The 20366-nt window shown below is 60.8% G+C and carries 19 protein-coding genes and 1 pseudogene; 11 read left to right on the top strand and 9 right to left on the bottom strand.

Features of this window, described 5'->3' with window-relative positions:
- Window positions 1-15: 15 nt before the first annotated feature.
- The gene (locus tag AB8B33_RS10915; RefSeq protein ID WP_439015372.1) at window positions 16-912 is read right to left on the bottom strand and encodes a LysR family transcriptional regulator ArgP; all 897 of its coding nucleotides are present in this window, start codon (window positions 910-912) and stop codon (window positions 16-18) included.
- A 100-nt stretch (window positions 913-1012) separates the two neighbouring features.
- Between AB8B33_RS10915 and AB8B33_RS10910 the strand changes: the two genes are divergently transcribed.
- From AB8B33_RS10910 to AB8B33_RS10900, 3 genes are read left to right on the top strand one after another with little or no spacing between them, the layout of a single operon-like run.
- Window positions 1013-1621, top strand: coding sequence for a LysE/ArgO family amino acid transporter (locus AB8B33_RS10910; protein ID WP_439015371.1), 609 nt, complete (start codon window positions 1013-1015; stop codon window positions 1619-1621).
- A gap of 43 nt (window positions 1622-1664) precedes the next feature.
- A complete protein-coding gene (locus AB8B33_RS10905; protein ID WP_439015370.1) occupies window positions 1665-2300 on the top strand; it encodes a LysE family translocator in 636 nt (211 codons plus the stop codon).
- 14 nt (window positions 2301-2314) lie between these two features.
- Window positions 2315-3217, top strand: coding sequence for a dihydrodipicolinate synthase family protein (locus tag AB8B33_RS10900; RefSeq protein ID WP_439015369.1), 903 nt, complete (start codon window positions 2315-2317; stop codon window positions 3215-3217).
- Between the two features lie 200 nt (window positions 3218-3417).
- Here the strand turns inward: AB8B33_RS10900 and AB8B33_RS10895 are convergent, their stop codons facing one another.
- On the bottom strand, window positions 3418-4341 hold the full coding sequence (locus AB8B33_RS10895; protein WP_439015368.1) for an NADP-dependent oxidoreductase: 924 nt from the start codon (window positions 4339-4341) through the stop codon (window positions 3418-3420).
- The gene (locus AB8B33_RS10890; protein WP_113322116.1) at window positions 4338-4805 is read right to left on the bottom strand and encodes an ester cyclase; all 468 of its coding nucleotides are present in this window, start codon (window positions 4803-4805) and stop codon (window positions 4338-4340) included. Before AB8B33_RS10890 ends, AB8B33_RS10895 begins: the two co-directional genes overlap by 4 nt.
- Before the next feature lie 96 nt (window positions 4806-4901).
- Here AB8B33_RS10890 and AB8B33_RS10885 point away from each other — a divergent pair, with 96 nt between their 5' ends.
- The 3 genes and pseudogenes from AB8B33_RS10885 to AB8B33_RS10875 all read left to right on the top strand — a co-directional run.
- Complete coding sequence (locus AB8B33_RS10885; protein WP_439015367.1) at window positions 4902-5840, top strand: LysR family transcriptional regulator; 939 nt, start codon at window positions 4902-4904, stop codon at window positions 5838-5840.
- Window positions 5841-6130: 290 nt separating this feature from the next.
- Window positions 6131-7138 carry an MBL fold metallo-hydrolase gene (locus AB8B33_RS10880; protein ID WP_310388438.1) on the top strand — a complete coding sequence of 336 codons (1008 nt, stop codon included), beginning with the start codon at window positions 6131-6133 and terminating at the stop codon, window positions 7136-7138.
- Between the two features lie 239 nt (window positions 7139-7377).
- Window positions 7378-7485, top strand: a pseudogene (locus tag AB8B33_RS10875) (LysR family transcriptional regulator); the annotation flags it as partial.
- A gap of 87 nt (window positions 7486-7572) precedes the next feature.
- On the opposite strand, the gene AB8B33_RS10870 reads toward AB8B33_RS10875, so the two are convergent.
- Genes AB8B33_RS10870 through AB8B33_RS10860 form a run of 3 tightly spaced genes read right to left on the bottom strand, consistent with a single transcriptional unit; the run spans window position 7573 to window position 12770 of the window.
- Entirely contained in the window at window positions 7573-10614 is a 3042-nt protein-coding gene (locus AB8B33_RS10870; protein WP_439015366.1) for an efflux RND transporter permease subunit, read from the bottom strand.
- A 12-nt stretch (window positions 10615-10626) separates the two neighbouring features.
- Complete coding sequence (locus AB8B33_RS10865) at window positions 10627-11697, bottom strand: efflux RND transporter periplasmic adaptor subunit (RefSeq protein WP_439015365.1); 1071 nt, start codon at window positions 11695-11697, stop codon at window positions 10627-10629.
- Window positions 11694-12770, bottom strand: a complete 1077-nt coding sequence (locus AB8B33_RS10860) for an efflux RND transporter periplasmic adaptor subunit (protein WP_439015364.1) — start codon at window positions 12768-12770, stop codon at window positions 11694-11696. Before AB8B33_RS10860 ends, AB8B33_RS10865 begins: the two co-directional genes overlap by 4 nt.
- A gap of 103 nt (window positions 12771-12873) precedes the next feature.
- Here AB8B33_RS10860 and AB8B33_RS10855 point away from each other — a divergent pair, with 103 nt between their 5' ends.
- Entirely contained in the window at window positions 12874-13491 is a 618-nt protein-coding gene (locus AB8B33_RS10855) for a TetR/AcrR family transcriptional regulator (protein WP_439015363.1), read from the top strand.
- Between the two features lie 89 nt (window positions 13492-13580).
- Here the strand turns inward: AB8B33_RS10855 and AB8B33_RS10850 are convergent, their stop codons facing one another.
- Both AB8B33_RS10850 and AB8B33_RS10845 read right to left on the bottom strand, forming a co-directional pair.
- Complete coding sequence (locus tag AB8B33_RS10850) at window positions 13581-13931, bottom strand: DUF2200 domain-containing protein (protein WP_113322109.1); 351 nt, start codon at window positions 13929-13931, stop codon at window positions 13581-13583.
- A 61-nt stretch (window positions 13932-13992) separates the two neighbouring features.
- A complete protein-coding gene (locus AB8B33_RS10845) occupies window positions 13993-14958 on the bottom strand; it encodes an MBL fold metallo-hydrolase (RefSeq protein ID WP_310388425.1) in 966 nt (321 codons plus the stop codon).
- A gap of 537 nt (window positions 14959-15495) precedes the next feature.
- On the opposite strand from AB8B33_RS10845, the gene AB8B33_RS10840 reads away from it, so the two are divergent.
- Together AB8B33_RS10840 and AB8B33_RS10835 are read left to right on the top strand one after the other, a co-directional pair.
- Window positions 15496-16239, top strand: coding sequence for an SDR family NAD(P)-dependent oxidoreductase (locus AB8B33_RS10840; RefSeq protein WP_439015362.1), 744 nt, complete (start codon window positions 15496-15498; stop codon window positions 16237-16239).
- Window positions 16236-17144: an RNA polymerase sigma factor gene (locus AB8B33_RS10835; RefSeq protein WP_439015361.1), complete on the top strand. Its 909-nt coding sequence runs from the start codon at window positions 16236-16238 to the stop codon at window positions 17142-17144. Before AB8B33_RS10840 ends, AB8B33_RS10835 begins: the two co-directional genes overlap by 4 nt.
- 170 nt (window positions 17145-17314) lie before the next feature.
- Here the strand turns inward: AB8B33_RS10835 and AB8B33_RS10830 are convergent, their stop codons facing one another.
- A complete protein-coding gene (locus AB8B33_RS10830; protein WP_439015360.1) occupies window positions 17315-19021 on the bottom strand; it encodes an adenylate/guanylate cyclase domain-containing protein in 1707 nt (568 codons plus the stop codon).
- 411 nt (window positions 19022-19432) lie between these two features.
- Here AB8B33_RS10830 and AB8B33_RS10825 point away from each other — a divergent pair, with 411 nt between their 5' ends.
- A complete protein-coding gene (locus AB8B33_RS10825; protein ID WP_439015359.1) occupies window positions 19433-19771 on the top strand; it encodes a hypothetical protein in 339 nt (112 codons plus the stop codon).
- Between the two features lie 158 nt (window positions 19772-19929).
- The gene (locus AB8B33_RS10820; protein WP_113322103.1) at window positions 19930-20283 is read left to right on the top strand and encodes an antibiotic biosynthesis monooxygenase family protein; all 354 of its coding nucleotides are present in this window, start codon (window positions 19930-19932) and stop codon (window positions 20281-20283) included.
- Window positions 20284-20366 lie beyond the last annotated feature (83 nt).

Genomic DNA, 20366 nt, shown 5'->3' with positions numbered 1-20366 from the left:
CCCCACGCGTCACCCTCACACCAGCGACCGCCTCGCCACATCGATCACTTTTTGCGTTAGGCCCGCAAGCCGGTCTGCGGCAAGCCGGCTGATCTGCCAGTAGAGCACGACATCAAGCGGTGTGTCGGGGATAAGCTCGACGAGCCGGCCGGCTTTGATGTGGTCCTCAGTCAGCTGGATCGGGCTCATGCCCCAGCCCATGCCGAGCAGGCTGGCATCGAGAAAGCCCTGGGTGGCCGGCAGCCAGTGCGTCGGCACGTTGACGTCGGTCGCCAGTGTGCGGCGGATCCATTGCGCCTGCAGGCGGTCCTTCTGGTTAAAGGTGAAGGAAGGGGCGCGGGCAAGCGCTTCAGGAGTGACTCCATCAGGGAAATAGCGGCGGACGAATTCGGGGCTCGCGGTCGCATGGTAGCGCAGCGCGCCGAGCGAGTAGCGACGGCAGCCGGAGACCGGCTTTTCCATGCTTGTGACGGCGGCGATGACGCGGCCTCGCTCCAGCCATTCGGCCGTGTGATCCTGATCTTCGATGGAAATGTTCAGGAGGTAGTTCGAGCTTTTCGAGAAATCCGCCATGGCCTCCAGGAACCAGGTGCCGAGGCTGTCGGCGCTAGTGGCGATCCGCAGCGTGACGCGCTGTTCGGGACTGTCGCGGTCGCTCAGCGCCGGCAGGTGTTCGAGCAACTCGCTTTCCAGCATGCCGACATTTTCCATGTGCCGGCAGAGCCAGTCGCCCTTTTCCGTCGGCGTGCATGGCGTTCCGCGCACGACGAGGGCGGCACCCAGCCGCTCTTCCAGCTGCTTGATGCGCTGCGAGACTGCCGATGGCGTGACGTTCAGGACGGCGGCGGCCTTTTCGAAACTGCCGGTCTGGACCACGGCAAGCAGCACGCGAAGGGCGGGATAATCGATCATGGATAAGCTGCGCTTAATTGACGTAAGGATGATTAATTAGCTTAATGTGGCCGATCCGTCTATGGAGCGTGTCAACAACGCGGCGGAACCCACTGATCTCATGGACATCTCGACTTATTTCACCGGCATGGCCGCCGGTCTCAGCCTGATCGTGGCGATCGGCGCGCAGAATGCCTTCATCCTGCGCCAGGGGCTGCGCAATGAATATATTTTCGCCGTCTGCCTTGCCTGCGCTCTATCCGATGCGATCCTGATCGTCGTCGGCGTCACCAGCCTGGCGCAGGTGGTGAACCTCATGCCCTGGCTCGATCCGGTCATGCGGTATGGCGGGGCGGCATTCCTCATCTGGTATGGGGCAAAAAGCCTCTATTCGGCAGTGTGGTCCCCGGGCGCGCTGCAGGTTTCGAACGGGGCGGGGGCAAGCTTCGGCAGGACCATGGCCATGTGCCTGGCGCTCACCTGGCTCAATCCGCATGTCTATCTCGATACGGTGATCCTGCTCGGCACGATCTCGACGCGCTTTGCCGGCCATCAGGCGGCTTTTGCCGCGGGGGCCGTGAGCGGCTCCTTCCTGTTCTTTTTTTCGCTGGGATATGGTGCGGCCTGGCTTCGTCCCATCTTTTCACGGCCGGTTTCCTGGCGCATTCTCGAAACCATCATCGCTTGCGTGATGTGGCTGATCGCGTTCAAGCTCCTGAACGGCATGTGACGGCTGCATACGCCCCAAGCGCATTCGAATTTGGGAAATCAGAATGTCCGTCGATCCGCATCATCTCGCCCTTGTCTTCACCGCCTATATCATCGCCGCAGCCAGCCCAGGCCCCAGCAATATGCGCATCATGGGTGTGGCCATGCATCAGGGGCGCCAGTCCGCATTGATGATTGCCGCCGGTGTGGTCAGCGGCTCGCTCTTCTGGGGCTCGATGGCGGCGACCGGCGTTTCCGCCATTCTGGCGCAATATGCGCAGGCCCTGATTATCCTGAAGATAGCAGGCGGTTTGTACCTGCTGTTTCTCGCCTACAAGGCCGGCAAATCCGCCATGACCTCCGATGAGAAGCAGGGCAGGCCGCTCGATGCCATCAGGCCGGCTTCGGGCTTCAGCCTCTATCGCCGTGGCCTCCTGATGCATCTGACCAACCCGAAGGCGCTGCTCGGCTGGATCGCCACCATGACGCTCGGCCTTGGCCCCGGTGCGACGCCGACGACGGTCGCCGTCATCCTTGCGGGCTGCGCCATTCTCAGCATCACGATCTTCTGCGGTTATGCGCTGGTTTTCTCCACCGCGCCGATGATCCGCATGTATCGCCATGCGCGGCGCTGGATCGAGGGCACACTGGCGCTCGTCTTCGGGGCGGCCGGCATGAAGCTCCTGCTGTCGCGCGCATAAAGAGGACGTTCCCAATGCCGCTTTTTCACGGTCTTTCCGCCTTTCCGATCACGCCATCAGATGCCTCGGGCATTGTTGATACCGGCGCGCTCGCCACCTTGCTTGCCCGCATTCAGGCCGCGGGTGCCGATTCCATCGGGTTGCTCGGCAGCACCGGTGGTTACGCCTTCCTGTCGCGCGATCAGCGACGCCGGGCGGTGGAAACGGCAATGTCCGCCGTCGGCGGCAAGATCCCGGTCATCGTCGGCGTCGGAGCGCTTCGCACAGATGAGGCGCAGACGCTCGCAAAAGATGCGCGGGAGCTCGGGGCGGATGGCCTGCTGCTGGCGCCGGTCTCCTACACGCCGCTCGCCGATGACGAGGTCTACGAGCATTTCGCGGCCGTGGCCGATGCCGGGCGGCTGCCGCTCTGCATCTACAACAATCCGGGCACGACGAAATTTACCTTCAGCGTCGAGCTGATCGCCCGGCTCGCCCGGCTCGGTACTGTCAAAGCAGTGAAGATGCCGTTGCCCGCCACCGGCGATTTCGCCGCGGAGATCACAAGTCTTCGTTCGGTGACGCCTGATAATTTCGCGGTCGGCTATAGCGGCGACTGGGGTGCTGCGGATGCGCTGCTGGCGGGTGCCGATGGCTGGTATAGCGTGGTTGCTGGCCTGCTGCCTGCCGAGGCGCTGAGACTGACGAGGGCGGCGCAGGCAGGCGATGCGGGAGAGACGGGGCGCATCAACGATGCCTTCGCGCCGTTCTGGGCGCTGTTTAGGGAATTCGGCAGTTTCCGTGTCATGTACACCATTGCCGATCTCATCGGCCTCGGTCGGTTTGCGCCACCGCGCCCGGTGCTCGGCCTTCCGGAGGCGGCGCGTGAGCGGGTGCGCGAGGCGCTTGAGAGCCTTGGCTCCGCAGTCGGCCGCTAGGGTCCCGTACCCAACAGGCTTGCGTGCTTGGCGAAGAGTCGCGACAAGATATGACAGCTCGACCGAAGCTTTCTTGCTGCCGCGTCATCAGCAACAATCAGCGGTTCTTGAAGCGCCGGCCGCCGGTCTGGGCGAGGGACTTGATCGTTGATAGTGCACTGAGGGAAACGCCACCGCGGTATGCAGTGGCGTTGCTGTGTCTAGTCGAATGCGACGATGATCTTGCCGCGAGCGCGACCTGATGCCTGATGCTCAAAGGCTTGGGCAAGGTCGAGCGACGACACTTTCTGATCGACGAGAACCTTCAGCGAACTCGCGTCAATAGCTTCGACGATCTTTTCAAGACGGCTTCGGTCGGAAGCATGGAAAACGAAACTCGCCGCTACATTATGCGCCTTCGCGAGCGCTTCATCGGGTGGCGCGGAGGTGGCCAGGAGATATCCGCCCGAGCGCAGGACGTTGAACGATCGCTGCTGGGTTTCACCGCCGATCGTGTCGAGCACCACATCGATGTCAGACACCTTGTTCACAAAGTTCTCCGACCGATAATCGATCACCTGATCCGCGCCGAGCCGGCGGGCGATGTCGATCCCCGTTCCCGATGCTGTCGCAATCACGTGTGCGCCGACAGAACGGGCAAACTGAATGGCAAAACTACCGACGCCACCGGCACCCGCATGCACCAGGACGCGTTGACCGCGTTTCAGATCCGCGACTTCGAACAGTGCCTGCCACGCGGTGCCCGCCGCTGTCGGAATGCCTGCTGCTTCTTCGAACGATACCTTTTTCGGCACGCTGACCAAATAGTCATCTCTGACGACAGCGAATTCGGCAAAGGCGCCGCCGCTTGTCGGGTCGAGGCGAGCCAGGACTTCGTCGCCTTTGCGCCAACGGGTGACGTCGCTTCCTGCGTATTCGACGGTGCCCACAAGGTCGGTGCCCAAGATGTAGGGGAATGCCAGCGGGAAGAACGCATGCATAAACCCACGCTGCAGTTTTACATCGAGCGGATTGAGGCTTGCCGCCTTGATACGCACGAGAACCTCGCCCGGGCTGATATCTGGCGTCGGTACGTCCTCGACGACCGGCGCAGCGTTATAATTGCAAATGCGGAGGGCTTTCATCGGGTCGTCTCCTCCGCTTGGACAGGCCATGCGCCAACCTGAAACAGCCAGCCGAACCAGTCCTCGAGATGCCAAGTGTGCGTAAGCATGCCGTTGTCGATGTGGTGGAATTCGTGAATGGGCATCCGAAAGGATCTACCGGTTGGAGCGATGCCGAACCATTCGCCGGTATGGGTCCCAGTAATGACTGCACGGACGGCAGCGCGACCTGGTGCGCCGATGATCTCCAGGATCTGGATCCTGATGTCCGGAAAGGCCGCGACAAATTCTCGGATAAGGGGTTTCATGCCATCGCGACCCGGCTGCTGGTGCGGTGCAAGAGGGATATCCTGCCAGTCCGCCGTAACGGCTTCGTCGAGAAGGTCCGGGTTCCCTTCGCTGAAGGCCCGGTAGAGCGTCTCCACGGCTCGCAGTTCTTCCGGCGAAATGCCGAAAACACTCGGTTTATTTTCGGTAGTTTCCATAGTTGCTTCCCTTGCTGAGGATGTGGCGTGGGAAGACGTTATCCGACGGCGCGTCATGCTTGAAATCGATATTGAGTATGTGTAATTATCCATTATATGGATTTGCACGGTATCGATCTTAACCTGCTCGTTGCCTTCGACGCTCTGATGGCCGAGCGAAGCGTCACCCGCGCTGGCACACGGATCGGGCGCACACAGCCGGCCATGAGCGCGGCCCTTTCAAGGCTACGAACCTTATTGAAAGACGAGTTGTTTGTTCGCGGGCCGAACGGGCTGCAGCCGACGCCGCGCGCCCTCGATTTAGCCGAGCCGCTGAGTCATGCACTGGCCGAGATTCAGCGGACGCTTGAATTCACCCAAGGCTTCGACCCATCCACCTCGACGGTCAGTTTTTCTCTGGGTCTATCCGATCACCCAACCTTCGTCCTGCTGCCAAGTCTTCTTGAAGCCCTGCGCGAACAGGCGCCAGGGATTACATTGCGCATCCGCAACTTCACGGCGCGTGACGACGCCATCAGCATGCTCGATTCCGGGGAGGTCGATCTCACCATCGGCGTGCCGCCTTCGCCGACGGGCAGAATTCTCAATCGACCTCTGTTTCAGGAAGGGTTCGTCTGCATCGTTCGAAAAGGGCACGCCGTCGCGTCGGCGCCGTTCGACCTCAAGACGTTCCTCGGACTTTCTCACCTGCTGGTCTCGCCGGAGAACGACCGATTTGGACTAGTCGATGCGGCCCTGGCGAAGCAAGGCCTGAAGCGGCGCCTTGCGCTGACGCTCCCGCATATGTACGCAGCGCCCCTGTTGATTGCTCGTTCCGATATGATCGCGACGCTAATGGGAGGCGTGGTTCTCGCATCTGGACACTCGCACGAACTCTCGATCCTGCCACTACCGCTCGAGCTGGAGCCTGTCCAGTTCGTCCTGTCATGGCATCGGCGCAACGATGTTCATCCTGCCCAACGATGGTTCAGGGACTGCATCGCATCCCTCTCGATGTCACTGCCTGCCCTCGGTGACCGTTCAACGGCTGACTGACGGTCGACCCATAATTCGGGGCGTTACGTCTGGCATTTAGGGCGCGCTCCAGCCCGCTACAGGACCACGCTCGGCATCTTGCAAGCGTCAATTTTCTCAATTCATTCAATCCTGTAGTTCAGGAGTAGGGCATCGACGCCACGCACTCATCATAAAGGCCGTGGATGTCAATAAATACAGGAAATCAATTTGCCGAATGGCTGGGTGCTGCTCATCCTGCAAAATGTGCAGACGCGGCTGTTCTCCGATTTGGAGAGGTGGCGCGATTGGAACATAGATGAGGAAAATCGATGGAACCCGCAGACCCTAAAACAAGCAGCCTGGTTGATAGACGGCTCTTGCTGAAGCTCTCCATGGCCGGTGGCTTGGCCGCCGTCGTTTCGCCGCCTGGCGGGGCGCAGGCGCAAGACGCGCAGCCGCTTCTGGCCGCGCGGCCTATGCCGATCGTCGATACACGCTTCCCCGCTGAGATGGCGCCTGGCGTGTTTGTCCTGCCTGACAAACGGATACCACTCGTCCCAAATATCGGCATCATCGTCGGTCGCGAAAAGGTGCTCGTCGTCGATTGTGGGATGGGCGTCGAAAACGCAGAGAAGGTGATGCGACTCGCGGGGCAACTTGCTCCAGGCCGGCAGATCGTCCTGACGGTCACGCACGCACATCCCGAGCACGGTTTCGGAGCGCAGGTGTTCAAACCGGACGGACGAATCTACTACAACGCCACCCAGCGCGATTACCTCCAGCGCTCCGGTGCGACACTGCTTGATGGCTTTCGTACCGGCGTTCTTCCGCCTACGCAGAAGCACCTGCTGGACGGCGTCGTGCTTACCCCTCCCGATGAAACTTATGACGGCGCCCAGGCAGTATTGGACCTTGGCGGTCGGATGGTCGAATTCCGCACCTGGGGCACAGCGCATACTCCCGGTGACCAGATCATATACCTTCCCCAGGAAGGCATCGTCTTTGCTGGCGACCTACTTGAGGAAAGGATGTTTCCGATCGTTCCTCTATTCCCGCCAATGATCACCTCAGGCGACATCGATGTCGCGCGGTGGGAGATTGTCCTGAATGATATTCGGCGCCTCGAACCACGGCTGATCGTGCCCGGTCATGGCAATCTGGGCGGCGTGGAAATCGCCGAGGATGTGCTCGCCTACTTCTCGGCGATGCGCAGCCTCGTTCGGGCTGGTGGGCGTTCCGTCAGCGATCTCCAAAGCGAGATCCGCGCGAAGTATCCGACTTGGGAAAACAGCGAGTTCATCTCTCCGGCCTTGCAGTATTTCCAACAGGGCGCCTGACAGCCAAACGCATCATACGCCGAGCCATGTCGGATCAGACCGAATACCATGTGGCTTATTGGTCGCCGCCGCCACTCGTGCGGCGGCACATCATCGGCGAAGCGGCATGCTCGTCGCAATCCGCCGCCGCTTCATCCCCGTGTCTTCTTGCGGACATCAGGGACGAGGCGGATATGTGCCAGCGCCTGGGTGACGATCAGACGGCCGGTGGGGCCGGTTGCGCCGAGGATCAGGATCTTCCATCGCGGCGGCTGCTGAGCACCCGCGTATCGGCCTTTCCCGATTATCTGAAGGAAGCCTTTCCGATGGGAACGTCCGACGAACTGGCGGCCTATATTGGAGGATGAAAGGGAGGCGTTAACGAGATGGATTGCAACGCGTTTTAGTCAGCGGGAGGGGGCCCGTCCGGAGTGATCCGGACGGGCCTTATGTTGTCAGGCCTCGCGGGGTATTCGAAACCAGGCAACATACAGAGCGGGCAGGAAGAGCAGCGTCAGGACCGTGCCGACGACAATGCCGCCCATCATCGCGTAGGCCATCGGCCCCCAGAATATTTCCCTGGAGATCGGGATCAGCGCGAGCGTGGCTGCGGCCGCTGTCAGCATGATCGGGCGCATTCGATGCTCCGTCGCTTCGATAACGGCTTGCCAGGGTGGCATGCCCTCGCTTCGAAGATGCTCTATCTGCACGACAAGGATGACGGAGTTGCGGATCAGAATGCCGATCAGCGCCAGGACGCCGAGGATTGCGACGAACCCCATGGGCGAATTGCTGAACAGCAGCGCTGCAACAACGCCGATCAGCGCGGTGGGGGCAACGGCGAACACCAGGAAGAGCCTGCTGAAACTCTGCAGCTGGATCATCAGGATCGTCGCCATGATGAACAGCATCAGCGGCGCGACAGCCACGATCGGCCCCTGCGCTTTGGCACTTTCCTCGACCGAACCGCCGTCGACGATCCGATAGCCGCTCGGAAGGCCCTTGCGGAACTCATCGACTTTCGGCTGCAGTTCGGTGACGATCGTTGCCGGCTGGGTCGGTCCCACCACCGCGGCCTTGATGGTGATGGTCGGCGTGCGTGTGCGCCGCCAAATCGTCGGCTGCTCCAGTTCGTAGTGGAAATTCGCAACGGCAGACAGCGGCACGGAATTGCCATTGGAGCCGGCAAGCAGAAGGTTCTGCAGCGTCTCGATCGAACCTCGCTCCGAGGTCTGGGCCCGGCCGATCACATCGACGAGATAGATATCATCGCGGATCTGCGTGGCCGCCGATCCCTCGACGATGCTGTTGAGCGCCGTTGCAATATCCTGCGACGAGACGCCGAGCTGGCGTGCCTTGTCCTGGAGCACATCGACCTTGACCACGCGCGAAGGCTCGTTCCAGTCGAAGGTCATGTTGGACAGCAGCGGATGCTGGCCGACGATGCCGGCAAGCTGATGAGAGAGATCACGGACCTTCTGGATATCAGGCCCGCTGACGCGATATTGCACGGGCTTGCCGACCGGCGGGCCGATGTCGAGAAGCTTTACGAAGGCATCGGTTCCGGGGAAGGTTTTCGTCAGATAATCCTGCAGCTCGCTTTTCACCTTGTCGCGAACGTCGAGCCCCTTGGTGACGATCACCGTCTGGCCGAAGGAGACGTCGGGCGTTTGCACATCGAAGGACAGGATGAAGCGGGGAGCCCCCTGGCCGACATAGCTCGTCCAGTGGTCGATATCCTTGTTGTTGGCCAGCATCTCGCTTTCGAACCTGGCCATCTGCTTGTTCGTTTCCGAAATCGAGCTGTTCTGCGGCAGGTTCCAGTCGACGATCAGTTCGGGCCGGTCGGAGGAGGGGAAGAACTGCTGCTGCACGAGGCTCATGCCGCCGATCGAGAGGGCAAACACTGCCAGCGTTGCGCCAATGGTTATCCAGCGCCAGCGCAGGGCCAGGCCGAGGAGCCATGCGAAGATGCGTGCAAAACGGCCTTTCTGCTCATGATGCGATTTCATGGTCTTCGGAAGGATGGTCACGCCGAGCAAGGGTGTGAACAGGACCGCGACGACCCATGAAACCAGGAGCGAGACAGCAATCACCACGAAAAGGGTGAACGTAAACTCGCCGGCGGCGCTGGTATTGAGGCCGACGGGGATAAAGCCCGCGACCGTCACCAGCGTGCCTGTCAGCATCGGGAAGGCGGTCGAGGTGTAGACGTGTGTCGCCGCCTTTCTGAGATCATCACCCACCTCCAGGCGGGCCACCATCATCTCCACGGCAATCATCGCATCGTCGACCAGAAGGCCAAGGGCGATGATCAGCGCGCCGAGCGAAATACGCTGCATCGAAATGCCGGTATAGGCCATGACGAGGAAGGTGATCGCCAGCACGAGCGGAATGGAGATGGCAACCACGAGCCCTGCGCGAACGCCGAGGCTGATGAAGCTGATCGCCAGCACGATGACGATCGCCTCGAACAGCGCACGCGTGAAGCCCGACACGGCCTCGTCCACGACGGCGGGCTGATCGGAAACGCGCTCGACTTCGACGCCGATGGGAAGATCGGCCGTGACCTGCTCGATCTCCTTGTCGAGCGCTTCGCCGAATTCAAGCAGGTTTGCGCCAGATTTCATGCCGATGGCGAGCCCGATCGCCGGCTGGCCGTTATAGCGAAACAGCGCGGAGGGCGGATCGACATAACCGCGCTTGATCGTGGCGACATCGGTCAGCGGAAAGAAGCGGTCGTTGACCCGAAGATTGATTGCCTTGAGGCTTTCCTCGGAGGTGAACTGGCCGCTGACCCGCAAGGCGATGCGCTCGGGACCGGCGTCGACGAAGCCCGACTGCGTCACGGCATTCTGCGCCTGCAGCGTCTCGATCACCGCTTGCTGGTTGAGCCCGAGAGCGGCGATCTTTCGCGTGGAGAATTCGAGATAGATGGCCTCGTCCTGCGCGCCGATAATGTCTACCTTGCCGACATTGGGAACGGTCAGAACTTTTGCGCGCGCGTCCTCGACGAGATCGCGAAGCTGGCGCTGTGTCAGCCCATCGCTGGTAAAGGCGTAGATATTGCCGAAGACATCGCCGAAGCGATCGTTGAAAAACGGCCCGATAACGCCGCTCGGGAAATCTCCCTTGATGTCGCCGATCATGTTGCGTACGCGCATCCAGATGGCATTCACATCCTTGGCCTTGGTCGTCGGCAGCAATTCCACGAAGATCGTCGTCTGCCCGGCAACCGTCTCGCTGCGGGTGAAATCGAGCGATTCCAGTTCCTCGAGTTTCTTTTCGACGCGGTCGGTGACTTGTTTGGTCACTTCCTCGGCTGACGCACCAGGCCACTGCACCTGGATGATCATGGTCTTGATGGTGAAGTTGGGATCTTCCTCGCGGCCGAGACCGATATAGGAAAACGCGCCAGCCAGAATGAAGACGATCATGAAGTACCAGACGAGCGAACGATGTTCGAGCGCCCAGTCGGACAGGTTGAATTTTTTCACGGGGATTTTTCCTCAGTCTACTCTGACGGCCTGGCCATCGACTAGTTTGTGAACACCGGCAATGACGACGCGTTCGCCCGGGCTGACGCCCTCGGCGATGCGAACGGAGCCTCCCTCGACGACGTCTCCGTCGATCCCGATCGCGCGGATGGAAACCTTGGCGGAAGCGGGATCGACCACCCAGACGTTCGGCTTTCCATCCTTGATCAGGATGGAGGAGGAGGGGAGCAGGATCGTCGGCTGAGCGTCGACGGTGGCGGTTGCGGTTACGACCGAGCCCAGGCGAAACGCGGCGGGAGGATCGATGAGCGTTATTTTCGTGCGTCGTGTGCGGGTCGTCGCTTCGGCTTCCGGTGCGATCTCCCTGACGGCGCCGCTCGCACGGATGGTCGGGTCCAACTGGAGAGCAATCTCGAAGGGCGATCCCACCTTGAGGCCGTCGAAGCTTGCGACCGGTATGTCGATCACCGCATCGCTCTGTTCAGGGCGGGCGATGGTGGCAATGCTCTGGCCCGCGGCCACGACCTGGCCGACTTCGGCCGAAGTCGCCGTCACGACGCCGTCGAATTCCGCCCTGAGTTGCGCGTATCCGAGCTGCTCCTCGGCCTTGTCCAGATTGGCTTGGGCCTTGGCGACCGCGGCAGCGGCACTCTTGCGCCCAAGTTCGGCCTCTTCGTAGGCCGCCTCGCTTCCCGATCTGCTCTGGAGCAGGGACCGCTGGCGTTCCTCGGTGGATGCGGCATTCGCGAGCTGCGCCTGCGCATTGGAAAGCTCGGATTGCGAACTTCTGACCGCAAGTTCCAGCGCCAGCGGATCGATGGCAGCAACGACATCACCCTTCTTCACGACGTCGCCGACGCTGACCTTGCGGGCGATGACCCGTCCGAGGACCCGAAATGCCAGCTGGGTCTCGATCCTGGCCTGGACCGTGCCTGGCAGGGTCAGTGCGGAGGCTGCGGTCGACTTGACGACAACGGAAAGGACGGGACGCGGCGGCTGCTCATGTGCTTCTTCCTGCTTCTGGCAGGAGGTCAGCAGCAGTGATCCGACGATCGCAAGGCCGGCTGTGATACGGATATTCATTCTGCGGCTCCCTTGCCATATGCGACGACCTCGCCTGGTCGCAGGAACTTCGTGCCGTCGACGACGACGATGTCTCCCGGGGAGACACCCGCGCGCACCGCAAAGCGGCCGGTCTCATAGTTGGAGACATCGATCGGGTGGAGCGACACGCTCGATGAGGCGGGGTCGACGATCCAGACGGCCGGCTGGCCGCTCTTCGAGGCCATGGCCGACCACGGCAATTCGATTGCATCCTGCGCTACGGAGCGGAAGGAGCCGACAACAGGTGCGCCAAGCTGCATGTCCGGCGTCCCTTCGAGACCCACCTTGACCCTGATCGTGCCGGTCGAGGGGTCTATCGTGGGCGAGATTTCGCGCACGGAGGCTTCTATTTTGTGAGATGGCGCCGAAAGGGTGCTGACGGCGACCGTGTTTTCAAGGTTGCGGCCCAAATAGAGGGACTCGAAGACGTTGAAGACGGCGTCGCGCGGTCCATCATGCGCAAGCGTGAAGATGAGTTGCGCCGCCTGAGCGACCTGGCCAACCTCGGCATTTCTGGCGGTGATGACGCCATCGGCATCGGCGCGCAGTTCCGTATAGGAGAGCGCGTCTTGTGCCGTATCGAATTGCGCCTGCGCCAGTTTCACGCCGCCCTCAGCCGTCAACAGCGCTTCCTGGGCCTGATCGAGTGCGGCGCGGGTCGCGACCTGCGTCTTGAAGAGGTTCTGCTGCCGGTCGAACGCGAGCTGGGCCTGCGTCTGCTGGGCAGTCGCCGATTGCAGGTTGGCGGTGGCGACGCCGAGATCGGCTTTCTGCTCTTCGGCGTCCATGCGCGCGAGCACCTGTCCCGCCTTCACCGATGAGCCGACATCGACGAGACGCTCGACAATGCGCCCGCTGACCCTGAAGGAAAGGTCGCTTTCGACGCGTGCGCTGACTTCGCCTGTTATGGCGTTGTTTTCGACTGTTGGCGTGACCTTGGCCACGACAGCCTCCACATTCTTTGGCTTTGCCTCACTCGCGCTTTGCTTTTCGCATGAGGCAAGCGCGACTGCGCTGACGCCCAGCCAGGCGGCAACAAGAACGGTTTTCATGATTTACCTCTTGCATCGGTTCGGCAGACGAATAATATTGACTAACCAATCAGTCAATGAAAATTTCTTGACGCCCGACCATAAAAAACGCTCAAGGTGAGCCATGCCTGATACGAAGAAATTGACGCGTGCCGAGCAGAAGGCCCGCAGGCCCGCAGAGATCCTGGATGCGGCCTTTGAAGAGTTCGTCGACAGCGGCTATGTGGCGACGCGTGTCGAGGACATAGCCAGCAGGGTCGGGGTAACGAAGGGAACTGTCTATGTTTACTTCGAGACCAAGGAGCAGCTTTTCGAAGCGATGATCGGGCATATTTCGGAGCCGCTGGAAGGTCTGCTTGCGAGCGCGAACGAACTGAAGGGAACCGCCACGGAGCGGCTTCAGAAGACGATCGAGCTGATCTACGATCTCGTGGTCAGGGACCGCAGGTTACGCGAACTGATGCGGTTCATCATCGCCGAAGGTTCGCGCTTCCCCCAGATCGTCGACAGGCACCACGAGGCCTTCATCGATCCTCTCGACTGGCAAATGCAGTCCCTTATCGATGACGGCGTAAGGCTTGGCGAGTTCCGCTCGGCGCCAGCTGCGTTTTCCGACGCAGTCGTGGCTCCCGCCATCACCTTCCTGTTCTTCAAGCTCCTCTTCGACGAGCGGCGGCCCCTGGACAGAGATGCCTACGTGAAGGCGCATATCGATCTTGTCCTGCACGGACTGTTGGCCTGATCGGCTTGCGACCGTCGTCGGACTTAAAGCCCGCCATTATCCTTCTGTGATGCGGAGTTATCGGCTGAAGCCGCGGCCGGGACGGCCCGCTATGCCCGCAGGATCTTCTCCATCGCCTTTCCCTTGGCGAGCTCGTCGACCAGCTTGTCCAGGTAGCGGATCTCCCGCATGGTCGGCTCCTCGATCTCCTCGACGCGCACGCCGCAGACGACACCTGTTATCAGCGACCGGGAAGGGTTCATCGCCGGCGCCTGCGCAAAGAAATCCTCGAAACTGGTTTTCTGCGACAGCTCATCGTCCAGGCTCTCCGGGCTGTGCCCCGTCAGCCAGCAGATAATCTCATCGACCTCCGCTTTGGTGCGGCCCTTCTTCTCGGCCTTGGCGATATAATGGGGGTAAACGCTTGCGACGCTGATCGAATAGATACGATGCTTCGTCATGCCTCCTCCCAGACGTTGCGCATCTCGCGACGGCGCGGACAGCTCCCGTTGCGCGATCTTTTCAGACGCCATGATAGACGAGGCGCGTGAACAATTCGGGGGTAACGAGGAACTGCCCCCATTTCGCATCGAACTCGGCCGTAGGCTTTGCGGCAATGACCTCGTCGATCGGCTTTCCGGCGGCTTTCAGTTTGGCGACGTTCCCACGGATATCGACCAGCATCGTCCTGTACTCGACCAACTCCGGCTTGTTGCTGACGGGATGACCGTGACCGGGGATGACGATCGTGTCGTTGGCGACATTGGCCAGGATGTCCTCGACCGCCTTGATCATTCCGTCGATCCCGCCGCCGGTCGAATAGTCGATGAACGGATAGATGCCGTACCAATAGAGGTCTCCGGCGTGGACGATGTTTGCTTCGCCGAAGGTGACGGAGATGTCGCCATCGGTGTGAGCATTCGGATGATGCTTCAGCATCAGGGTGGATTTGTCGAGCTTGAGGGACATCTCGTCGGTGACGGTTTCCGACGGCACGGCGGCGAGCGGCGGTCGCGGGAACTCGTAATCCCAGTCTTCGACCCTCACGACTGACATCAGGTGTTTGCAAGTGTTTTCATGCGCCAGAATGGCCGCGCCCTCGGCGTTCAGCCATGCGTTTCCATCCGTATGATCGAAATGCCAGTGCGTGTTGATGAGATGACTGATCGGCTGTTTGCCAAGTCGGGCCAGGGCCTCGAGTATCCGGGGCCGGGACGCGGTGATGCCGCCATCGATGAGGACCTTTCCGTCCGCCCCCGTCAGGACGGCGATGTTTCCGCCCGATCCTTCAAGGATCGATACGCCGGCCCTTGCCTTATGTACCTTGATCGGGTCCTTGGCGGCGGAGTCGCGGATCAGGTCGACAATGCCCTGAGCCTTCGCGAATACCTGTCTTGGGGTGAGCCAGCCTCCCGATGCAGCGAATGTCGAGGCGGCCATGCAGCAGAGACAAAACCCGCGACGGGAAAGTCTGAAATCCTGGGTCATCTGGCAGGTCCTTTCCGGAATGGCGGCGGGGCTGCAGGGGGCAGGATGAAGACGCTTCCCCGCCTGGGGTGATGATTTCGGGATGCGTGGAGCACATGCCGTAGAGCAGGCGATTGCACGGTTTGAGCGTGCTGTTTTTCTTGATCAGCTTGATAGACGAAAAAGCGGAGCCGGCGATGGGAACGCTCTGGTCGTCATCGTCCCGCCTGGGGGCCGCAGATGCCCCATCGGATCGTTGTTCCCCCTCGCATGATAAACCCCGGACGGAAGCTCTCAATGCAGTTGCGCGAATGTACAATATCAGAAAATTGCGCGCAATCATCCGCGCCTTCGCGGATGCCGTTGTTTCGGGAGAGCGAAATCCATGGCCGCTTCCGTTCCAGGCCGATATCGATCACCGCCGAATTTCGGTCGAGCCAGATCTTTAAACGCCGGCCGCCACAAATCGCAGATGGCAGTGACTCTTTTTGCCTCGCTGGAACGTCGTAGTTGCGACCGTCGTCGAACGGTTGGACCGACCCGAATGAGGACTGAGAGATGAATCTGGACGGAAAGCGAATTGTGGTCGTCGGCGGGAGCCGCGGCTTGGGGAGGGGACTCGCCGAGGCGTTCGTGGCTCGCGCGGCCGAAGTCACCGTGGTAGCCCGAAACGCGGCTGCCGTGCAGGGGCCAGGCGAGCAACCGGCTGTCGCCGCCATATCGGCCGATGCAACCGATGTCGACGCGGCATGGCGGATCATGGAGCAGGCGCGACCTGATCTCGTCATCATGAATGCCGGTGCGGAACCGCCCATGGAACGCATCGACCGGATTGGCTGGGAGGCATTCACGACCAACTGGAATGTGGACGTCAAGGCCGCGCTGCACTGGGTACAGGCTGCTCTGACCTTGCCGATGACGCCGGGCGGGCTTGTCGTGCTGGTCTCCAGCGGAGCCGCCGTGCAGGGGTCGCCGCTATCGGGCGGTTATGCGGGAGCCAAGCGCGCGCAGTGGTTCATTGCAAAATATGCCGAGAGCCTGTCTGCGCAACTCGGCCTGGGTCTGCGGTTCCGGGTCATCGTTCCCCGGCAGATGTTTGCCGGAACCGGCGTGGGAGATACCGGCATCGGGGCCTATGCCGCGGCGGCGGGTCGGACATTTGCCGAACAGGCCACCACCTGGCCGGACATGACGCCGCGGGCTTTTGGCGATATGGTCGCCGACCTGATCGGCAGGACGGGTCTTACCGAGGCCATGGTCTACGCGGTGCGTGGGGATACGGGCGTGACGGTCATCGAATGACAGAAGACGCTGCTCTCGAAGACGAAGAGAGGAAAACTCTGCTCGCAGCGCTCGCGAGCGAAGCGGATGCGCTTCGCCCCGAACTGCACCGCTATGCTGCCCGTCTGGTGGGTTCGGTGATCGACGGCGAGGATGTGATTCAGGACGCGTTTGCCAGGGTATTTGCGAGGGCTGGCTCGATCCCGCCGGGCACGCCGTTGCGACCCTGGCTATTTCGCATTGTCCATAACAGAGCCATAGATGCCCTGCGCCAGCGCAGTACGCTCCGGTCGGAGCCCCTTGAGATGGCTTTCGATCTGGCCGATATCAGCGCCGTCGGCCCGGAGGACGCGCTGATCCGGCAGGACGCGGTGCGGGTGGCCCTCGGCCACTTTGCAGAATTGCCGGTGCCGCAACGCAGCGCTGTCATCCTCAAGGATGTGTTGGGAGAGTCACTTGCGGACATCGCAGCGCTCCTGGAACTGAGTGTCGATGCCGTCAAGGCCCATCTGTCGCGCGGTCGGGCGAGATTGCGCGCCATCTCCGACGTGCGCTCCGAGGTTCCGCCACCGCCGAGTCCCGAGGTCCTGAACTTTGCAGCGCTCTTCAACGCCCGGGACTGGGACGCTTTGCGCCGCATGCTGGCGCAGGATGTTCGGCTTCGTCAGGCGCGACGGCCGGAAATTTCCGGTGCCGCCGATGTCGGTCGGTTTTTCACCTATTATGCCGAATATCCACCGGTCAGGATCGAACCGGCCTGGCTGGAGGGTCGGGAAATATTGCTGGTATCAGCCGAACCGTCTGATGGTCCTTCCTATTTCATGCTGCTCGAATGGCGGGAACAAAAGATAAGCCTGATCCGCGATCATCGCTATGCGACCTATGTCATTGAAGGTGCTGATGTCATGCTGGCCGCATCGCGGTGACCGACCTTGGTCAAGGCGGTCCAGCGGAAAAGTCATGCGAGACTCGGGCTGGTTGACGCGTTTTGTGGAGCGTCTGAAGAAGCTTGGCACTGCGATCCAGACCGCCGTTCTCGCGCAGCGCATATCCGTTGATCAAGTCCTCGAACGCGTCGGATTGGCCGCACCCGCTGTCACATCTCCGGCAGGCCTGCCTTTCGGAAACCGTCGACAAAGTGATCTCGTACGGATGCATCGCGCAGCGGCTGGGAGCTGAGCCAATGGGCGATCGTGAAATGAGGGTGGGCGATCAGGAACAATTCTGCTTCTCGCCGCGCCTCCTCACGGTGGCCCAATTGCGCAAGCGTAGCAGCCAGAAATTTGCGTGAGTTGGTGCGATACGTGTCTTCCCTGCGGAGTGTCGCGGCTGCGGCCTCATAGTCACGCGCGGCGTATTGCGCCTGGCCAAGATGACAAAGATACCAGCAGGCTGGATAGGGGTTGAGCCGCAGGGCTTTTTCGATCTGCGCCAGTCCGTCGGCAACCCTGCCGTCCAGCACGGAAATGTCCGACATGGCGGCCCAGGTGTCGGCGTGGTTGGGGTCCAGCTCGAGGGCTTTGGTGAAGGCGGCCTCCGATTCCTCCCATCGCCGCTCATAAGCCAAAATGGTCCCCAGAACGTAACGGCAGCCGGCATCGTTGGGATCCAGGTCGACCGCCTTCTGCGCTGATGTCACCGCCATCCGACGGTTGGGATCTTCGGGCTCGCCGAAATGAGTCCAGGCCAGCCAACGGTTATAGGCGAGCAGACCGAGCGCCTCGGCATAGGATGGCTCGAGCTTGACCGCGCGCTGGAGCAGCATATAGGCCTCACGCTCAGTTTGCGGCGACTCTTCCGTCAAGAGGCGGGCGCGCACACACAGGTCGTAGGCCTCAAAGTTCTTCGGCCGATTGCGCTGCGGCGGGATGGTCAGCCGGCCGACGAGGGCTTCAACAATCTTGGCGTTAACTTCATCCTGTAATTCGAAAACATCTTCCAGCGTCCTGTCAAACCTCTCGGCCCACAAGTGCCGGCCGCCAAGCGTGTCGACCAATTGGGCATTGATGCGGACACGGCCCATTGCGCGTCTGGCGCTGCCCTCCAGGACGTAGCGGACGCCGAGTTCCTGGGCGACCAGCTTTACGTTGACCGGCTTGCCCTTGTAGCCGTAGACGGAATTGCGCGCGATGACGAACAGGCCAGCCGTACGGGAAAGGTCGGTGATCAGGTCTTCAGTCAAGCCGTCGACGAAAGGCGCGTCCGCTTCATCCCCACTCATGTTCGTGAACGGCAATACGGCGATCGAGGGAATTTCTGGTAGCGGCAATATGCTCTGCAGCGCATCCGGCCAATGCCACACGTGGACCGGGCGAGTGAGGTTCTTCAGGTAGCGTTCGCCTGCATCAAAGAACCGGTCGTCGATCTTGCCGACGATCTCGCCGTAAACGCTGGCTGAAATGCAGATGCCTCCCGGCGCGGCCTGTCTCTCGAGGCGCGCCGCGACATTGACCCCGTCGCCGAGGACGTCTGAACCCTCGTCAATGACATCTCCCAGATTGACGCCTATACGCAAGAGCAGGCGCCGGTCTCCGGAAGCCTCGACAGCAGCGGTGGCCCGTTGCATTTCCAACGCTGCTGCGACCGCTTCCACCGCGCTACCGAATTCGATCAGGAATCCGTCGCCCATGACCTTGAAGATGCGACCTTTGTGGCGCATCACAGCCGGCTCGATGGTGCCAGAACGGAGTTCCCTGAGGTTCTCCAGCGTTGCGACTTCATCTGCCTCCATCAGGCGCGAATATCCCACCACATCGGCAACGACGATGGCGGCAAGGCGACGCTGAAGAGATTGATCCGTCATGTGAGGACAAGCCTAACGACTGAGTTAGCAAGTTATTGTTCAACCGCGGGTGAGTCAACAAGTGGTAAGAGGTAATGTCCAGGCGATCTCCACCTCCATCGAGCCGTCATCCTTCTTTGTGACCGACGGCGTCGAGGCGGACGACACGGAAATGAGTATCCACGGAAAGCGGACGGTTCTTGAACGCCTGGTGATGGGCGGCGAGCGGGGCTTCGGCCGAAGTGCCCAGTTCTGTTCGCGAAATGGCGTTCCGGGGGAGACCCGAACTGCAACGGCGCTAAGTCTGCATTTCTGGCTAACTCTCCAGATGCGGCTTCGCCCTCGAAGCCGCCATTTTTATAGGGCTACGCGGATGATTTCCGACGAGTGGCGTGTAAGCTGACAAACCATTGAGCATAGGAGGTAGCGCCAATGCCGCGTTTTCTTGCCGTTTACACCATGAAGCCGGAAGACCTTGCGTCCTTCCGAAGCCTGCCCAAAGCCGAGCAGGATGCTATCGACACCGTTGGCATAGCGCAGTGGGCGGCGTGGGAGGAAAGACATGCTGCGTCCATCCTTGATCGGGGTGGCATGGTGGGCAAGACGACGCGCATAACCAGGGATGGCGTCGCCGTAGCCGTGAATCCATTCTGCGGCTATCTCGTGGTCGAGGCGGAAACCGCTGATGCAGCCGCACGAATGTTCGAGGACCATCCGCACATCACCGTGTTTCCTGGTGACGGAGTGGATATCATGCCCTTTTTAACCTGAACTCTTGCGGGCAAGCATCACCCACTTCCGATCATCTCTCCAGGGGCGGAGGCAGCGGATATCTGCTTCGGGCCCGAAAGCGGACTTAGCGGTCCTGCCGAAATGGATGGAGAATGGATTGCGCAAGTAGCTTCTGCCTCGAAAACAGAGGAAATCACATGCAGATAGCCGTCCTACCAGAACCACCATACTATATGGTTAGCTTCACCTCACAGCGAACAAACCTGGACGATGGTTATGGCGAGATTGGTTACGCAATGACCAAACTTGCTAGTCAACAACCGGGGTATCTCGGCTTCGAAAGCGCTCGCGGCGCAGATGGCTTCGGAATACTGGTATCGTTCTGGAAAGACGAAGACAGTATCCGCGCATGGAAGGCCGTCGTCGATCATGTTGAAGCACAACGAAGAGGCCGCAAAGACTGGTACTCGAAATACGAAATTCGCGTCGCTCTCGTGCAGCGAGCCTACGGGTTTGACAGCGGGAGCCAACAGATGGCGAGTGCCACATAATGGAAGCGCCGAATAGCGGATTTTCGCGTGCCGATTGTGTCCTGGTTCGGGTTTCTCCCCGACATATCGGTCCGGTCGAAGCC

It is taken from the genome of Rhizobium sp. 768_B6_N1_8 (genome assembly GCF_051811225.1).
In the GTDB taxonomy this organism is placed as follows: Bacteria; Pseudomonadota; Alphaproteobacteria; order Rhizobiales; family Rhizobiaceae; genus Rhizobium.
The sequence above is the reverse complement of the archived record's forward strand: the minus strand, read 5'-3'. Positions and strand labels throughout refer to the sequence as shown.

Coding starts and splice junctions, on each gene's coding strand:
- AB8B33_RS10890 (WP_113322116.1), bottom strand. CDS start 4,805: ATGGAAACTACCGAAAATAAACCGAGTGTTTTCGGCATTTCGCCGGAA.
- AB8B33_RS10835 (WP_439015361.1), top strand. CDS start 16,236: ATGACAGAAGACGCTGCTCTCGAAGACGAAGAGAGGAAAACTCTGCTC.
- AB8B33_RS10825 (WP_439015359.1), top strand. CDS start 19,433: ATGCCGCGTTTTCTTGCCGTTTACACCATGAAGCCGGAAGACCTTGCG.
- AB8B33_RS10860 (WP_439015364.1), bottom strand. CDS start 12,770: ATGAAAACCGTTCTTGTTGCCGCCTGGCTGGGCGTCAGCGCAGTCGCG.
- AB8B33_RS10865 (WP_439015365.1), bottom strand. CDS start 11,697: ATGAATATCCGTATCACAGCCGGCCTTGCGATCGTCGGATCACTGCTG.
- AB8B33_RS10850 (WP_113322109.1), bottom strand. CDS start 13,931: ATGACGAAGCATCGTATCTATTCGATCAGCGTCGCAAGCGTTTACCCC.
- AB8B33_RS10895 (WP_439015368.1), bottom strand. CDS start 4,341: ATGAAAGCCCTCCGCATTTGCAATTATAACGCTGCGCCGGTCGTCGAG.
- AB8B33_RS10880 (WP_310388438.1), top strand. CDS start 6,131: ATGGAACCCGCAGACCCTAAAACAAGCAGCCTGGTTGATAGACGGCTC.
- AB8B33_RS10910 (WP_439015371.1), top strand. CDS start 1,013: ATGGACATCTCGACTTATTTCACCGGCATGGCCGCCGGTCTCAGCCTG.
- AB8B33_RS10855 (WP_439015363.1), top strand. CDS start 12,874: ATGCCTGATACGAAGAAATTGACGCGTGCCGAGCAGAAGGCCCGCAGG.
- AB8B33_RS10840 (WP_439015362.1), top strand. CDS start 15,496: ATGAATCTGGACGGAAAGCGAATTGTGGTCGTCGGCGGGAGCCGCGGC.
- AB8B33_RS10830 (WP_439015360.1), bottom strand. CDS start 19,021: ATGACGGATCAATCTCTTCAGCGTCGCCTTGCCGCCATCGTCGTTGCC.
- AB8B33_RS10845 (WP_310388425.1), bottom strand. CDS start 14,958: ATGACCCAGGATTTCAGACTTTCCCGTCGCGGGTTTTGTCTCTGCTGC.
- AB8B33_RS10900 (WP_439015369.1), top strand. CDS start 2,315: ATGCCGCTTTTTCACGGTCTTTCCGCCTTTCCGATCACGCCATCAGAT.
- AB8B33_RS10885 (WP_439015367.1), top strand. CDS start 4,902: ATGGATTTGCACGGTATCGATCTTAACCTGCTCGTTGCCTTCGACGCT.
- AB8B33_RS10905 (WP_439015370.1), top strand. CDS start 1,665: ATGTCCGTCGATCCGCATCATCTCGCCCTTGTCTTCACCGCCTATATC.
- AB8B33_RS10915 (WP_439015372.1), bottom strand. CDS start 912: ATGATCGATTATCCCGCCCTTCGCGTGCTGCTTGCCGTGGTCCAGACC.
- AB8B33_RS10820 (WP_113322103.1), top strand. CDS start 19,930: ATGCAGATAGCCGTCCTACCAGAACCACCATACTATATGGTTAGCTTC.